Source organism: Micromonospora sp. NPDC023633, assembly GCF_040640035.1.
GTDB lineage: Bacteria > Actinomycetota > Actinomycetes > Mycobacteriales > Micromonosporaceae > Micromonospora.
Map to the genome: position 1 here is coordinate 1 of NZ_JBFABB010000080.1, position 13,558 is coordinate 13,558.

Below are 13,558 nucleotides of genomic sequence, written 5' to 3' on the forward strand. Positions count from 1 at the left end.
ACGCCCCCACGCACCCCACCACCTACAGCGCCACCCGCGCGATCCAGTCGTCGTCCACGGGCCCGCCCGGCCACGCCTAGCGCACCCCGCCGCAGATCTAGGTGCGCAGCAGCGCCCGGACGGCCAGGGCGAGGGCGGCGGCCCAGGCGACGGCCAGCAGCGCGTAGACGGCCGGTCGGGCGGGGCCGCCGAGGTCGGCCGAGCGCATCAGCGTGCGGGCGTTGGTCAGCACGATCACGCCGCCGATCGCCGCGCCGAGCAGCTGGGCGGGGACGATGCGCACCAGCCAGGCCGCGATCGGCGCGGCGATCAGGCCGCCGATGAGCAGCGCGGCCACCATGGGCAGCAGGAAGCCCTCGGAGCCGAGCCCGATCAGGAAGCCGAGGCTCGCAGCGCCGGCGACCACGAACTCGGACGTGTCCACCGAGCCGATCACCTTGCGCGGCTCCATCCGCCCGCTGACCAGCAGGGCCGGCGTGGCGACCGGGCCCCACCCGCCGCCGCCGGTGGCGTCGACGAAGCCGGCGACCAGGCCGAGCGGGCCGAGGAAGCGGCCCCGCAGCCGGCCGCCGCGCCGGTCGGTGCGCAGCGGCCGGGAGAAGCGCACCAGCAGGTACGCGCCGAGGGTGAACAGGATGCCGGCCATCCACGGGGCGGCCGAGGCGGTGGAGATCGAACTGAGGAAGGTCGCGCCGGCGAACGCGCCCACGGCGCCGGGGAAGGCGATCCGGGCGACGACCCGCCAGTCGACGTTGCCGAACCGCCAGTGCGCCACCCCGGCGGCGAGCGTGGTACCGATCTCGGCCAGGTGCACGGAGGCCGACGCGGCGGCCGGCGCCACCCCCACGAGCAGCAGCAGCGTGGAGGAGGTCAGCCCGTACGCCATGCCGAGCGCGCCGTCGACGAGTTGCGCGGCGAGCCCGACCAGCGCGAGGACCAGCAGCTTGCGCACGAGCGCCCCCTGACTTTTCGGCATCTCCTATCGACTTGGTCGACAATGCGGCACGGGGCGTGCCGCGGTCAAGCCTTCAACCGGTCAGTGAGACGACAGACCCCCGGGCGACGTCATCCGGCGGGCCACACCAGGGCGGGACCGGCGCGAGACGGCGTGAGCCGACGCGGACCAAGGCGACCGCGCTAGGACATGGGCCACGGACCGGGTCGGGTGCGGGGCCGGGCGGGGTCAGGTCCAGGCGCGGGGGTCGGCGGCCAGCTCGACGACCCGATCGGGCAGGGTGCCGCCGGCCACGTCGGCGACGGTGACCAGTTCCAGGATCTCGCGCTCGCTGGCCCGCAGGGCGATCCAGACCTCCTGGAGGGCCCGGGCCGCTCCGTGGTAGCCGAGCTCCTCGGGCCGCTGCCCGCGCACGTGCGCGAGCGGGCCGTCGATAACCCTGATCACCTCGGCCAGCGAGATCTCCCCGGCCGGGCGGGCCAGCCAGTAGCCGCCCTCCGGGCCGCGCTGGGCCTGCACGACGCCGCCCCGGCGCAGCTGCAGCAGGATGCTCTCCAGGAACTTCGGCGGGATCTCCTGGGCGCGGGCGATCTGGTCGGCGGTCACGGGCCGGCTTCGCCCGGGCCCGGCGTCGCCGGTCACCGAGGCGAGCTCGGCGACCGCGCGGAGGGCGTAGTCGACCCGGGCGGAGAGGCGCATGCGGCAAAGGTTAGTCGCCTGGCCGCCCCGCCCGGACGATCACCCCTCGGCCGATCGGCCGACGGCGATGTGCCGCCACCGCCGGCGCCTCCGGGTGGACCGGGCCGCGCCGGGACGGCTCAGTCGCCCACGCGGCGCAGCAGCCCCTCCTGCACGGCGCTGGCGATGTGCCGCCCGTCGGTGGTGAACATGCGGCCGGTGGCGAGCCCGCGCGCGCCGGAGGCGGACGGGCTCCAGCAGTCGTAGAGGAACCAGTCGTCGGCGCGGAACGGCCGGTGGAACCAGAGCGCGTGGTCGAGGCTGGCCCCGACCACGCCGCCCGGGCCCCAGACCTCGCCGTGCACCGAGAGCACCGAGTCCAGCAGCGTCAGGTCGGAGGCGTAGGTCAGCGTGCAGGCGTGCAGCAGCGGGTCGTCGGGCAGCTTGCCGTCGATGCGCATCCAGACCCGCTGGTGCGGGTCGGCGGGGCGGTCGCCGGGGCGCACCCAGCCGGGCTCGCCGACGTAGCGGACGTCGATCGGGCGCGGGATCTGCGCCCAGATGCCGAGCCGCTCCGGGTAGCGGGCGAGCCGGTCGGTCATCGTCGGGACCTCATCGGGGCCCGGCACGTCCGGCGGGGTGGGGGCCTGGTGGTCCAGGCCCTCCTCCGTGCGCTGGAACGACGCCGACATGAAGAAGATCGGCTTGTCGTGCTGGAGCGCCACCGAGCGACGCACCGAGAACGAGCGGCCGTCGCGGACGTTCTCCACCTCGTACACGATCGGCTCGGCCGGGTCGCCCGGGCGGACGAAGTAGCCGTGCAGGGAGTGCACGAAGCGGGCCGGGTCGACGGTGCGTCCGGCGGCGACCAGGGCCTGGCCGGCGACCTGGCCGCCGTACACCCGCTGGGGACCGACCGGGGGGCTCATCCCCCGGAAGGTCATCCCGCCGGTGTGCTCCAGGTCGAGCACCTCCAGGAGCTGGTCGACCGCGGCCTGCCCGACCGCGACGCCCGCGTCGCTCACTGCAAGGCCCGCGCCGACGCCGCGTCGACCAGCGACCCGAGCTGGTGTACGCGCAGCGTGTTGGTCGAGCCGGGGGTGCCGGGCGGGCTGCCGGCGACGATCACCACGTAGTCGCCGGGGTTGGCCCGGTCGAGCCCGAGCAACGCCTGGTCGACCTGGCGGAACATGTCGTCGGTGTGCTCGACGAACGGCATCAGGAACGTCTCCACGCCCCAGGAGAGGGCGAGCTGGTTGCGCACCTCGGGCACCGGGGTGAAGGCGAGCAGCGGCAGGTCGCAGTGCAGCCGGGACAGCCGCCGCACGGTGTCGCCGGTCTGCGAGAAGGCGACCAGGGCCTTCGCGCCGATGGCCCGGGCGATCGAGGAGGCGGCGACGGTGAGCGCGCCACCGTGCGTACGGGGGTCGTGCTGCAGGCGCGGCACGCCGATCGAGCCGGACTCGGTGGTGGTGACGATCTTCGCCATGGTGCTGACGGTGAGCACCGGGTACTTGCCGACGCTGGTCTCACCGGAGAGCATCACCGCGTCCGCGCCGTCGAGCACGGCGTTGGCCACGTCGGAGGCCTCGGCGCGGGTCGGCCGGGAATTCTCGATCATGGAGTCGAGCATCTGGGTGGCCACGATGACCGGCTTGGCGTTCTCCCGGCAGAGCTGCACGGCACGCTTCTGCACCAGGGGGACCTGGTCCAGCGGAAGCTCCACGCCGAGGTCGCCGCGGGCGACCATGACGCCGTCGAAGGCCAGCACGATCTGCTCCAGGCAGTCGACCGCCTCGGGCTTCTCCACCTTGGCCAGCACCGGCCGGTGCACGCCCTCCTCGGCCATGATGCCGTGCACCAGCTTGATGTCGTCCGCCGAGCGCACGAAGGAGAGCGCGATCAGGTCGACGCCCAGGCCGAGCGCGAAACGCAGGTCCTCGGCGTCCTTCTCGGACATCGCCGGCACGCTGACCGCCACGTTCGGCAGCGAGACGCCCTTGTTGTTGGAGACCGGGCCGCCCTCGGTGACCAGGCAGCGGATGTCGTTGCCGGTGACGTCGGTGACCTCGACGGCGACCCGGCCGTCGTCGATCAGCAGCCGGTCGCCGGGCTTGACCTCCTGCGGAAGCTTGCGGTAGGTGCAGGAGACCCGCTCCTTGGTGCCGAGGACGTCGTCCCCGGTGATGACGACCGAGTCGCCGGTGCGCCACTCGTGCGGGCCGTCGGCGAACCGGCCGAGCCGGATCTTCGGGCCCTGCAGGTCGGCGAGCACGGCCACCGGCCGGCCGGCCGCGTCCGCGGCCTCACGGACCAGCCGGTACACCGCCTCGTGGTCCTCGTGGCTGCCGTGGCTGAAGTTGAGTCTGGCCACGTTCATGCCGGCCTCGACGAGGCCCCGGATGCGCTCCGGCGACGAGGTGGCAGGACCAAGAGTGCAGACGATCTTCGCGCGGCGTGTCACGCCCATCAGGCTAGTCTCTCCTCCGGGTCGGGCTGTGGGCCGACCCCTTACGGACTGCGGAACATTGTCCAACGACGCGCGGCACGCGCGCAGCCGGCGGGCGGAACCCACGCCGGAACGTTGAGGCGGCGGGCATCGGCGACCGCGCGCCGGAATCGTACGCCCCCGGCGCGAACGGACAGCCGGGTGCTCCCCGCCGGCCGACCCGGCGCCCGGATCGACTTCGCCGGGCGCGCGGGTCGACTTCGCCGGGCGCGCGGGTCGACGGCGTCCTCGGCACCGCCCTGGGGACGCCGCGTGGGTCGGGTCGGCGCGTCGCCGCCGGCGCGACCGGACCCGTCGGCCCGTGGCGGACCGGACCCGGTCGGCGCCGTGGGCCGGCCGGAAGCGCCGCCACCGCGCCTGCGGGCGCGGCGCCGGGTGGCGGGTGGCGACCGCCGACGGCTCAGCTCTGCGTCTTGACCAGCGGGAACTCCAGGGAGCCCTCCGGGCAGAGGAAGGTCAGCACGTCCACCCGGTAGAGCCCCGCCTGGACGGCCGGGTCGGCCTCCATCACGCTGCGCACGTCGTCCACGGAGCCGGTGCGGGCCAGGCCGAAGCCGATCGGCGGGTCGGGTTCGCGGGCCGGGCCGTCCACCGAGCCGGCGACCAGGATGATCCCCCGCCGTTGCAGGGCCTGCATGTGCGCGAGGTGCTCGGCCTGCAACCGCTGCACCGTCTCCGCCGGCAGCGCCCGCCCGGCCGCGCCGGGATACAGCACGATGCACTCGTACGTGTCGAGCGCGAAGTCGACCTGCGGCACTCCCGTCATGGCGCTCCCTCCCGCGTCGCGCCGCCCGCGACGACCCGCGGTCGACGCCGAGCCGGCACGGGCCCAGCGTCGCACGGGCGGCCCGCCGGCACGGGCGCTCCGGTCAACTTCGTCGGCGGCCCGGCCCGGTTGCGGCCCCGGCGCGCCGTTTTCGCCGGCGCAAGGCTCCGGAGGCACCGGTCGCGGCGGCCGGACGCTGTCCCACCCCCGACCTACGCTGCCGGCGTGGGCACGAGCTACCAGACGATCCTGGCCCTTGGCGGCCTGGCGGAGATCCGCAGGGTGCTGACCGACGTCGGCACCGAGGCGTACGTGACGGAGGTCGGCGAGCGCCGGTGGGCGGTCGTCCCCCGCGAGGACGAGGAGAGCGGCTACGCCGAGGTCGACGACCTGGCGCAGCTGATCACCCTGCTCACGCGCGAGCCGGCGGTCGCCTTCGACGTCTTCGACTCCAGCGTCATGAGGGCCAGCCTGCACGCCGACGGCCGGGAGGCGCACCGCTACCTCTCGCACCGCTACCTCTCCGACCGGGGCTGGGTGACGGAACACTGGGACGACGACGACACCGAGGTCCTCGCCGGCTTCGACGGCACGCTCCACCCGGTGGACGCCCCGCCGCCGCCCGGCCCGAGCGGGGACGATCCGGCGGTGTTCGCGCCGCTGGGGGTCGGCCCGGTCGATCCCGTCGCCCTCGGCGCGGCGCTGCTCGGGGAGGTCCCGCTCGACGACGCGCCCCGGCTGTTCGCCGAGTGCCAGCACCGGGCGATCCTCGCCGCGCTGCGGCTGGACCCGTGCCCGCTGACCCGGCCCTTCCGGCACGCCCACCTCGACCATCTACCGGCCCCGGCGCACGTGCGGCCCGGGGGCGGGTGATCCCGGTCTCGAACCGCCCGGTGGTGGTGCGGACGGCGATCGGCGGGAAAAGTTCCCTCCGGCGGTGGTGGGATTGGCCGCTGGAGACGGACGAACAGGATGGGGGATCCACGCATGGCGAACGACGCCGGCAAGCAGCCCGCCAAGGCCTCGGGGACGTACCGGATCGGGGGCGACCTCCAGGTCGACCGGCTCGGCTACGGGGCGATGCAGATCACCGGCCCCGGCGTGTGGGGCGACCCGAAGGATCCGGCCGAGGCCGTACGGGTGCTGCGCCGGGCGTACGAGCTGGGCGTGACGTTCATCGACACGGCCGACTCGTACGGCCCCTTCGTCAGCGAGCTGCTGATCCGGCAGGCCCTGCACCCGTACGCCGACGACCTGGTCATCGCGACCAAGGCCGGCCTGACGCGCTCCGGCCCGGGCGACTGGCGGCCGGTGGGGCGCCCCGAGTACCTGCGCCAGCAGTGCGAGCTGAGCCTGCGGCACCTCGGCCTGGAGGCCATCGGGCTCTACCAGCTGCACCGGATCGACCCGCAGGTGCCGCTCGCCGACCAGCTCGGCGAGCTGGCGCTGCTCAAGCAGGAGGGCAAGATCCGCCACATCGGCCTGTCCGAGGTGACCGTCGAGCAGATCGAGGCGGCCCGGAGCATCACCCCGATCGTCTCGGTGCAGAACCTCTACAACCTGGCGGACCGCGGCGCGGAGGCCGTGCTGGAGCACTGCGAGCGCAACGACCTCGCCTTCATCCCCTGGTTCCCGATCGCCACCGGCAACCTGGCCCGGCCGGGCGGCCCGCTCGACGCGATCAGCACCGGGCACGGCGCGACGCCCGCCCAGCTCGCCCTCGCCTGGCTGCTGCGCCGGTCGCCGGTGATGCTGCCGATCCCCGGCACGTCGTCGGTGACGCACCTGGAGGAGAACGTGGCCGCCGCCGAGGTGCGGCTGACCGACGACGAGTACGCGGCCCTCACCAGGGCCGCGTGACGTGGCGGGGGCGGGCGGCACACGGCCGCCCGCCCCCGCCCGCACTACACGGCGAAGCAGTTCGGGCGGATCGTCTCCCCGCGCAGCGCCTGCCGCACGACCGAGTACGCGGTGCCGTCCAGCACGAGGCCGAGGTGGCCGACCGCGCGCAGCGGGCAGGCGCCCTGGATCAGCACGTTGGTCGCTCCGTCGGCCAGCGTGGCGTTGTCGACGGGGCGGACCAGCTCGTCCTGCCACGTCCGGATGGTGGTCCAGCGGAGCGCGCCGGGGGTGTCGTCGCCGGCGTTGAGGTCGGCGAGGAAGCTCGAGCCGATGGTCATCTGCTGGCAGGCGACGATTCCGGCGCAGCTGCCGAGCCCGACGACGCGCAGGATGTTGGCCACGTAGGTGCCCTGCTGGGGGGTGCCGAGGCTGACGTAGCGCCCGACGGCGTCCGCGCCGCCGAGGAACTTGACGTACCAGCGGGAGACCAGGCCGCCCTCGGAGTGGGTGACGAGGTCCACCCGGGACGCCCCCGTGGCCGAGCGGACCTGGTCCACGAATCCGGAGAAGGCGCGGGCGGAGTCCCGGATGTCGCCGACGCCGAGCCCCGGCAGCTGGTAGACGAAGACCCGGTGACCGTCGGCGCGTAGCCGCGCGGCGATCGGCTCGTACGCGATGGAGAGGCCGATCAGGCCGCCGACCACGATGACGGGATTGCCGGCGGCGGCCGTGGTGGTGGTCGTGGCGGCGGCGGCCGTGGTGGTGGCGGGACGGTCGGGGGCGGCCGTCGCGGCGGTCGCCGGCACGAGCAGCGCGGCGACGACGGTGGCGGTGAGGACGATCTTTCGGAGCAGCATGGCTGCACCTCCGGCGGGAGGTACCCGGGGGGCCGGGGACGGCGGGTGGGGATCCGATCGATCGTGGGACGATGATGCTGGCCGTCATTCGCGGTCGTCAATAACAAGTTACGGGCCGGTAACCTCTTGTCGCGCCATGGGCACGAACCGGCAATCCCGGCGTCGTCGTCCACGAAGGACGGCGGCCGGCTGCTGCTCACCGACGGATGGCCGCCCGCGCCCTATGATCACCCGCGTGACGACGGCCCTCGTACTCATCGACCTGATGCCCCGGATCATCGCGCTGGAGCTGGCCCCGCACCGCGGCGACGAGGTCCTCGACCGGTGCCGCCGGCTCGCCGCCGTGTTCCGGGCGCAGGGCCGCGCGGTGGTCCAGGTTCGCGTCGAGCGGCCCGGGGTGGCCGAGCAGCCGCCGGGCAGCGGCTTCGCCGAGGGGCTGGTCGAGCCGGGCGACGTCGTGGTCGTCAAGCGCACCGTCGGCGCGTTCCACGGCACCGACCTGGACGAGCAGCTGCGCCTGCGCGGGGTGGACACCCTGGTGCTGGCCGGCCTGGTGACCACGATGGGCGTCGAGTCGACGGCCCGCGCGGCCAGCGACCACGGCTACGAGCTGGAGTTCGTGGCCGACGCGATGTCCGGCCTCGCCGCCGACGAGCACGAGTTCGCCGTCGGGCGGATCTTTCCCCGCTTCGGCACCGTTCGGCGCACCGACGACTACCGCTGAGGCCGCTACGCTGGCCGGATGGCGGAGACCATTGAGGACAGCCCGGTCGAATGGGTGGCCAGCCACGTGGAGCGCTACGTGGCGACCGACGGCGCCGACGGCGGGAAGTACCACGGCTACGACGCCCTGCTGATCACCACCCGGGGACGCCGCTCGGGCACGCTCCGGCGTACCGCGCTCATCTACGGCCGCGACGGCGACCGGTACCTGCTGGTGGCGTCGAACGGCGGGGCGGCGCGGCACCCCGCCTGGTACCTCAACCTGTGCGCCGACCCGCAGGTGCGGGTGCAGGTCGGGGCCGAGAAGTTCCGGGGCACGGCGCGTACCGCCACCGCCGAGGAGCGGCCGCGGCTGTGGCAGGTGATGACCGGCGTCTTCCCGACCTACGCCCGCTACCAGGAGGGCACCGACCGGGAGATCCCGGTCGTCATCGTCGAGCCCGTCCGGTCGGCCGACGCCACGCGGTAGCGGTACCGCCCCTCCGTCACACCGCCGGCCACCACTGGGCCGGCCAACTCTGGTCGCCTTGTCCATAGGCCCCGATGAACACGTCAGGATACGGGCGCACGATCAACACGAACACCCTCGACCGGGACCTATCGCCTATCCGACACCCGCGCCCCTGCAACCGCAAGTAAGGGGCCGAACGGGACAACACGTCAGCGCTGGACGCCAGCACGCATCCCTATCGGTAGGCTCAGGGCAGCAGACAAGGGCCGGAAGGAGGTGCCACCGTGACCGATGCTCATGACGTAGCAGCGGCGGTGCTGGGTGAGCTTGGCTCCATGAACGCCATGAAGCTGGAGAAGCTCGTCTACTACTGCCAGGGGTGGCACCTGGCTCGGCACGGCACGACGCTCTATCCGGATCGCATCGAGGCGTGGCGACAAGGCCCCGTGGTGCCGCTTCTCTACCGCCACCACCGACGCCAGCTCACCGTTTCCGAGTGGCCGCACGGCAAGGCATCCCGACTGACGCCCGTCCAAGCAGATACGGTGCGTTGGGTGACCACCACGTACGGCGGGTTCTCAGCCAGCGAGCTGTCGACCATGACCCACAACGAGCTTCCCTGGCGGGCCGCACGCGGTGCTCTGCCGGAGGCGGCAAGCTCGAACGAGGAGATCGACGTCGACATGATGCAGGCGTACTACGCCCGCCAGGTCGCGAGCGTCGAAACAGCCGTCGTCCTGGCCACGGCGAACGCCGCCCTCGAAGGCGAGGAGTTCGACGAGGAATGGCAGGATCGGCTCCGGGATGTCGCATCCGGCCTCACCAGCGCCGACGAGCTGATTGCCCAGGAGATCGCCCGGATCAGCGGTGACCGAACCTGACCCCTACTGCTGGCCGGGCACCGACTGCCTCAAGAACAAGCTCGGCGTCTCGGACCCGGAGCAGCTTCGCAAAATCGAGTTCCGGCTGGCGTCGATCCGTGAGATCTCGGCATCCCGCCTGATCATTCCCGGCAACTACGGGCTGGACCACCTGCAGAGCTTCCATCGGTATTTGTTTGGGGACATCTACTCCTGGGCTGGTCAGACCAGGAGTGTCGACATCAGCAAGCCTGGTGCACGCTTCTGCCACTGGCGATTCATAGACGACCAGGTCAGCTCGATCCTGAGGCGCCTTGATTCGGACGGACACCTGCTCGGCTTGAACCGTGCCACCTTTGTGGAGGCGCTGGCGTACTACTACGGCGAACTCAACGTCTGCCATCCCTTCCGCGAGGGAAACGGGCGTACTGTCCGCTCGTTCCTACGGCAGCTAGCTGCGGCAGCGGGCTACCTGCTCGACTGGTCCGAGCTGGACAGGACCGAGAACGTCGAGGCGTGCCAGGCACACCTCAACACCGCCGACCTTAATCCGCTGGTGGACGTGCTGCGGCCGGTCGTTCGACGCCTGAGCTGACTGGGACATCCCGATCCGATACCGCAACGACTGCAAGCGCCGTTGCCAGAAGCTGCCCCCCGTCCGCCGGGCCGGTGGCGACCACCACGTTGACGGCGACGCCAGGTTCAGCGAGCCAGAACGCCTGGGAGTCGTCACGAAGTCCCGCAGAGTCACCGTGCATGAAATCGGTCAACGGCCAGTCGTCAGGGTCGCGCTCGTGATACTCGGTGAGAAAGTCGCGCAGCGTGGCGAGGTCGGTCAGCCGCTCGCCCCGCATGACATGGACGCGCAGGTCGACCCGGTAACCGTCGTCGGTCTGCCGCTCCCAGACCCGCGTGGCGAACCGGACGTCGTCCCATTCGCTGGCGAAGTCGGAGACCTCGGTGCCGATGTCACCCGGCACCTGCCGGATGTGGAACCCGTCCAGCACCCCACCGTCACGCGTCACCGGCTCGGACACCCCGGTCATCCCGCCGCCTCGATCGCGGCCTCCACCTTGTCCAGATAGTTGAACCACCACTCGCCCTCGCCTTGAGGGCGTGAGGAAAGCAGGCTGCCAGTGACGACGAACGCAAGCAACACAGCGGCCTCCGGCTCCAGTACATCGGTCAGGGGTTGCCCGCCGAGAACCTGGTTGAGATACCGCTCGACCTCGCTGCGTGAGAGAGGGACCCACCGTTCGGACTCAGCAACGGATGCAGCAACCTCGTGGACCTCCTCCGGGGAGGGTCGCCTGCCGTAGGCGTCAATCAAGGTGTAGTACGTGATCGCGACAAGCAACTCCAGGGCATCACGGCGGGAGCGGTCGTCGGGGAAAGACCGGAGAGCGATGTCGAATTCTTCCGACTGCTGCTTGACCACATGGTGTAGCGCTGCCCGCAGCCGTTGCTCGACGCCGTCATCGATCTGCATCTGATTCTCCTCGCTCTTGTCGTTTCGCACGTAATGCCTTGACGGCGCTCCATGTCGACACGCCGGCCAACACCATGCCACCCACAGCCTTCGGAAGCACCGGAAGGAATTCCACGAAGGTGGACCACACGAAGGTCGCGGTAGTCCCTCCAACGGCCACCGCCTCTGAGCTGACTCGCTCTCGGCGGGCCGGAGATGGCGCCTCGCGCTGGTTAACCGATCTTGTGCCCCTATCGAAGGGACGTTCGGCTACGGATGACCCGGCACCGTCCGGAGTAGATGGTCGAAGCACCACGGGTGGTTGGCTGGTTGTGCCGCCACCACCCGTGCTCAGTTTCCCAGCGCATGCACCTTGGCGATCGTCTCCTGGACCTGCTGCTTGGCCGGCTCGCTGCCCTGAGCAGCCCTCATGAGCGCTTCCCGATACGAGTCGATCATGCCAATGAGTGGTCCGGCCCCGATGCCCTGCAACGCGCCCGCGACGAGCTGTCGCGCCTCGGCCGCGTCCTGGGCAGCCGCCGCCGTCTTCGCCTTCGCCTCGTCCAGCTTCTGTGCCGCCGCCGCCAACCTGGCGATCATTTCTGCCGCGCTCACACGCCCTCCCCCGGTCCTCCATGACGCCCGTCGCGCCCCGCACGAGCCACGACCACTGAGGAGAGTACGAGATCGGCGCACCCAGTGCGACCGCCCGATCACCATGGGAAGTGAGGGGACGTAGCCCTCGGGAGCGGTCAGTCCGTTTGCCGTTCGGCGACGAAGACGCCCAGCCCGTGAACGCCTTACACCCAGCCCTGCGTCTGCAACACCAGGATCGCTTGGCGGACGACCGTGGTGGAGACGTTGTGTTGGGTCGTGAGCTGGACGGTAGAGGGCAGCCGGTCACCCGGCTGAAGTTCGCCTGACTCGATCTGACCACGGATGTGGTCCGCGAGTTGTTCCCACTTGGGCTTGACGGGCATATGGACTCCCAGGTCTGCCCGCTCATTCGATCACGCGTGACTACTCGTGACAAGCAGCGTGTTCCCGTTCTTGCTTTCTGTAACTACATGTGTAAAGTTGGCCCCGACCGGCTCCCAGGTCTGCAAACCCGGAGTTGGTTCTTCCCCACCGCACAGAGCGCCCGGCCGGTCGATCCCCCTGGTCGGCCGGGCGTGCCGTGGCCGCCGCACGCGGCCCCGGATTGGATTCCGCACCGCCATCGACGGACGGGAGACAGCCTCGTGCCCCACGAACCAGACCCACCACCCGCCGGCCGCGTACCGATGAACGACCACGCGCCATCGCAGAACGACACGTCACCCGCCGCCGGGCGGTTATTGGCGTCGGCGCAGGATGTCGAGGACGCCGACGACGTGCTGTTCGCCCACCCGCCCCGGCCCGTGACGCGCTGGATGTGCGGGTGCGGCGAGCCGTACCCGTGCCCGGAGGTGAGCTTCGCCCACCTGGTGAAGCACGCCAGGGTCGCCCCGTGAACGCCGACGAGCTGCGCCGCCACGTCCTACGCGAGCTGGCCGAGGCGCGGCGGACGGTGGTCGAGCACGACACGGAGGCGTACACCGGGATCTGCCGCAGGTGCGGACGGCCCGGCCCCTGCGACGCGCAGCGCGCCGCGCGGGCCCGACTCCACGACCGGCGCGACGCCCCGCCGCCGATCCGCCCGGCGTCGCCCGTGCTGCCGGCGCCCCGAGGCCGGGCGGTGCCGCCGGACCTGCCGGGGCACGCGCATGCCGTCGACCGGCTTCGTGACGCCTGGCTGGCGACCATCGCGGCGGCCGACCGGGCCGGCGGGCTGCTGCACGGTGCGGGACCGCCCGGCCGGCGGCTGCCCTGGCAGGATGCCGTGACCGAATGCTGGCGGGCGCTGAGCCTCGTGCACGCCGGGCTCGGCGTGGCCCGGGCCGGTACCGGCAGCGCCGGTGACCTGCTCGCCGGGCTGCGGGCGGCCCGCGCCGACGCGGACCGGGCCGCCGCCGAGGCCGCCAGGACCCGATGGTGGCTGGCTGCGGCCGAGGACCGGATCCGCCGCAGCCACCACCGGGAGCCTTCCGGCCCCACCGGCGGGGGCACCCTGCCGCAGCGGCCCGGCGCGGCGCGCGACCCGAGCGACCTGGCCGCGGCGGGCCGGTTTCGGGCGGCCGTGGCCCGGCTCGACCTGGTGGCCGCGCGCTTGGCGCACGGCGGCCGTGCGATCGACCGGTGGGCCGCAGCCCTGACCGGCGAACCGGAGCCGGCACCCACGCTGCCGCCCCGGCGGGCCGCTCCGGGGCAGGCGCACACGTCAGCGACCGCACAGGCCACGGCCCAGGGGGCACGGGCCGCCGCCGACCTGGTCGCCGCCAACACCAGGCGGCACGCCCCGCAGGCCAGAGCGGGCCTGCCGCGCAGCCGACAGAACCGAGGAAGGTGGAACCGCCCATGACCGACGACC

The 13,558-nt window shown here is 72.4% G+C and carries 17 protein-coding genes and 1 pseudogene; 8 read left to right on the plus strand and 10 right to left on the minus strand.

The features are described from left to right. Positions 1–103: 103 nt before the first annotated feature. The 5 genes and pseudogenes from AB0G13_RS22920 to AB0G13_RS22940 form a co-directional block, all read right to left on the minus strand. Positions 104–952 (minus strand): annotated as a pseudogene (locus AB0G13_RS22920) (sulfite exporter TauE/SafE family protein); the annotation flags it as partial. A gap of 231 nt (positions 953–1,183) precedes the next feature. Then, positions 1,184–1,654, minus strand: a complete 471-nt coding sequence (locus AB0G13_RS22925; protein ID WP_357877549.1) for an Rrf2 family transcriptional regulator — start codon at positions 1,652–1,654, stop codon at positions 1,184–1,186. Positions 1,655–1,773: 119 nt separating this feature from the next. Then, positions 1,774–2,658 carry an acyl-CoA thioesterase II gene (locus AB0G13_RS22930; protein WP_357877552.1) on the minus strand — a complete coding sequence of 295 codons (885 nt, stop codon included), beginning with the start codon at positions 2,656–2,658 and terminating at the stop codon, positions 1,774–1,776. After that, the gene (gene pyk / locus AB0G13_RS22935; protein ID WP_357877555.1) at positions 2,655–4,103 is read right to left on the minus strand and encodes a pyruvate kinase; all 1,449 of its coding nucleotides are present in this window, start codon (positions 4,101–4,103) and stop codon (positions 2,655–2,657) included. The genes AB0G13_RS22930 and pyk overlap by 4 nt, the downstream gene beginning before the upstream one ends. A gap of 439 nt (positions 4,104–4,542) precedes the next feature. Next, positions 4,543–4,908, minus strand: coding sequence for a YciI family protein (locus tag AB0G13_RS22940; protein ID WP_151456957.1), 366 nt, complete (start codon positions 4,906–4,908; stop codon positions 4,543–4,545). 225 nt (positions 4,909–5,133) lie between these two features. Between AB0G13_RS22940 and AB0G13_RS22945 the strand changes: the two genes are divergently transcribed. Both AB0G13_RS22945 and AB0G13_RS22950 read left to right on the plus strand, forming a co-directional pair. Next, complete coding sequence (locus AB0G13_RS22945) at positions 5,134–5,781, plus strand: hypothetical protein (protein ID WP_357877559.1); 648 nt, start codon at positions 5,134–5,136, stop codon at positions 5,779–5,781. Between the two features lie 114 nt (positions 5,782–5,895). Next, positions 5,896–6,768 (plus strand): aldo/keto reductase, encoded by an 873-nt coding sequence (locus AB0G13_RS22950; RefSeq protein WP_357877562.1) that lies wholly within the window; start codon positions 5,896–5,898, stop codon positions 6,766–6,768. Between the two features lie 44 nt (positions 6,769–6,812). On the opposite strand, the gene AB0G13_RS22955 is transcribed toward AB0G13_RS22950, so the two are convergent. Continuing rightward, complete coding sequence (locus AB0G13_RS22955) at positions 6,813–7,607, minus strand: alpha/beta fold hydrolase (protein ID WP_357877565.1); 795 nt, start codon at positions 7,605–7,607, stop codon at positions 6,813–6,815. A 235-nt stretch (positions 7,608–7,842) separates the two neighbouring features. Here AB0G13_RS22955 and AB0G13_RS22960 point away from each other — a divergent pair, with 235 nt between their 5' ends. The 4 genes from AB0G13_RS22960 (at position 7,843) to AB0G13_RS22975 (ending at position 10,236) form a co-directional block, all read left to right on the plus strand. Next, a complete protein-coding gene (locus tag AB0G13_RS22960; RefSeq protein ID WP_357877568.1) occupies positions 7,843–8,331 on the plus strand; it encodes an isochorismatase family protein in 489 nt (162 codons plus the stop codon). 18 nt (positions 8,332–8,349) lie between these two features. Then, positions 8,350–8,799 (plus strand): nitroreductase family deazaflavin-dependent oxidoreductase, encoded by a 450-nt coding sequence (locus AB0G13_RS22965; protein ID WP_357877571.1) that lies wholly within the window; start codon positions 8,350–8,352, stop codon positions 8,797–8,799. 266 nt (positions 8,800–9,065) lie between these two features. Beyond that, positions 9,066–9,662: a type II toxin-antitoxin system antitoxin SocA domain-containing protein gene (locus tag AB0G13_RS22970; protein WP_357877574.1), complete on the plus strand. Its 597-nt coding sequence runs from the start codon at positions 9,066–9,068 to the stop codon at positions 9,660–9,662. Then, a complete protein-coding gene (locus tag AB0G13_RS22975) occupies positions 9,649–10,236 on the plus strand; it encodes a Fic family protein (protein WP_357877577.1) in 588 nt (195 codons plus the stop codon). Before AB0G13_RS22970 ends, AB0G13_RS22975 begins: the two co-directional genes overlap by 14 nt. On the opposite strand, the gene AB0G13_RS22980 is transcribed toward AB0G13_RS22975, so the two are convergent. The 4 genes from AB0G13_RS22980 to AB0G13_RS22995 form a co-directional block, all read right to left on the minus strand. Further along, positions 10,187–10,687, minus strand: coding sequence for a hypothetical protein (locus tag AB0G13_RS22980; RefSeq protein ID WP_357877580.1), 501 nt, complete (start codon positions 10,685–10,687; stop codon positions 10,187–10,189). The two genes, AB0G13_RS22975 and AB0G13_RS22980, sit on opposite strands and share 50 nt — an antisense overlap. Continuing rightward, on the minus strand, positions 10,684–11,130 hold the full coding sequence (locus AB0G13_RS22985; protein WP_357877583.1) for a hypothetical protein: 447 nt from the start codon (positions 11,128–11,130) through the stop codon (positions 10,684–10,686). The genes AB0G13_RS22980 and AB0G13_RS22985 overlap by 4 nt, the downstream gene beginning before the upstream one ends. A gap of 330 nt (positions 11,131–11,460) precedes the next feature. Next, positions 11,461–11,724 carry a DUF6244 family protein gene (locus AB0G13_RS22990; RefSeq protein WP_357877586.1) on the minus strand — a complete coding sequence of 88 codons (264 nt, stop codon included), beginning with the start codon at positions 11,722–11,724 and terminating at the stop codon, positions 11,461–11,463. Positions 11,725–11,909: 185 nt separating this feature from the next. Further along, on the minus strand, positions 11,910–12,089 hold the full coding sequence (locus AB0G13_RS22995) for a winged helix-turn-helix domain-containing protein (protein ID WP_357877589.1): 180 nt from the start codon (positions 12,087–12,089) through the stop codon (positions 11,910–11,912). A 303-nt stretch (positions 12,090–12,392) separates the two neighbouring features. Between AB0G13_RS22995 and AB0G13_RS23000 the strand changes: the two genes are divergently transcribed. Together AB0G13_RS23000 and AB0G13_RS23005 are read left to right on the plus strand one after the other, a co-directional pair. Beyond that, positions 12,393–12,602, plus strand: a complete 210-nt coding sequence (locus AB0G13_RS23000) for a hypothetical protein (protein WP_357877592.1) — start codon at positions 12,393–12,395, stop codon at positions 12,600–12,602. Further along, positions 12,599–13,549, plus strand: coding sequence for a hypothetical protein (locus tag AB0G13_RS23005; RefSeq protein WP_357877595.1), 951 nt, complete (start codon positions 12,599–12,601; stop codon positions 13,547–13,549). Before AB0G13_RS23000 ends, AB0G13_RS23005 begins: the two co-directional genes overlap by 4 nt. Positions 13,550–13,558 lie beyond the last annotated feature (9 nt).

Coding starts and splice junctions, on each gene's coding strand:
- AB0G13_RS22925 (WP_357877549.1), bottom strand. CDS start 1,654: ATGCGCCTCTCCGCCCGGGTCGACTACGCCCTCCGCGCGGTCGCCGAG.
- pyk (WP_357877555.1), bottom strand. CDS start 4,103: ATGGGCGTGACACGCCGCGCGAAGATCGTCTGCACTCTTGGTCCTGCC.
- AB0G13_RS22940 (WP_151456957.1), bottom strand. CDS start 4,908: ATGACGGGAGTGCCGCAGGTCGACTTCGCGCTCGACACGTACGAGTGC.
- AB0G13_RS22950 (WP_357877562.1), top strand. CDS start 5,896: ATGGCGAACGACGCCGGCAAGCAGCCCGCCAAGGCCTCGGGGACGTAC.
- AB0G13_RS22955 (WP_357877565.1), bottom strand. CDS start 7,607: ATGCTGCTCCGAAAGATCGTCCTCACCGCCACCGTCGTCGCCGCGCTG.
- AB0G13_RS22965 (WP_357877571.1), top strand. CDS start 8,350: ATGGCGGAGACCATTGAGGACAGCCCGGTCGAATGGGTGGCCAGCCAC.
- AB0G13_RS22980 (WP_357877580.1), bottom strand. CDS start 10,687: ATGACCGGGGTGTCCGAGCCGGTGACGCGTGACGGTGGGGTGCTGGAC.
- AB0G13_RS22985 (WP_357877583.1), bottom strand. CDS start 11,130: ATGCAGATCGATGACGGCGTCGAGCAACGGCTGCGGGCAGCGCTACAC.
- AB0G13_RS22995 (WP_357877589.1), bottom strand. CDS start 12,089: ATGCCCGTCAAGCCCAAGTGGGAACAACTCGCGGACCACATCCGTGGT.
- AB0G13_RS23000 (WP_357877592.1), top strand. CDS start 12,393: ATGAACGACCACGCGCCATCGCAGAACGACACGTCACCCGCCGCCGGG.